This window comes from Bacillus cereus group sp. N14, assembly GCF_016483555.1.
In the GTDB taxonomy this organism is placed as follows: Bacteria; Bacillota; Bacilli; order Bacillales; family Bacillaceae_G; genus Bacillus_A; species Bacillus_A wiedmannii.
Genome location: NZ_JAEHBQ010000090.1, coordinates 1 through 268, shown reverse-complemented (window position 1 = coordinate 268; position 268 = coordinate 1). Strand labels below are relative to the sequence as shown.

The following is a 268-nucleotide window of genomic DNA, read 5'->3' as shown; positions in this document are numbered from 1 at the left end:
ATATAGAGATAGCTCATGAGATAGCTAAAACTGCCCATGCTGGACAAGTAGATAAAGCAGGAATTGACTACATCAAACACCCTGAGACAGTTGCTAGCTTTGTAGATACGGCCGAAGAGAAAGCTACTGCTTATTTGCATGATGTTCTTGAAGATTCTGAGATAACAGCTGTTGATTTATTAAATGCTGGTATACCTCATAACGTAGTTGAGGCAGTGCAGGTACTGACAAAAGAGAAATACACACCTTATTTTCAGTATCTGAGCAG

General features: G+C 39.6%; 1 pseudogene. It reads left to right on the top strand.

Going from position 1 to position 268, the window contains the following annotated elements:
- Positions 1-2: 2 nt before the first annotated feature.
- Positions 3-268 (top strand): annotated as a pseudogene (locus JDS82_RS29205) (GTP pyrophosphokinase); the annotation flags it as partial.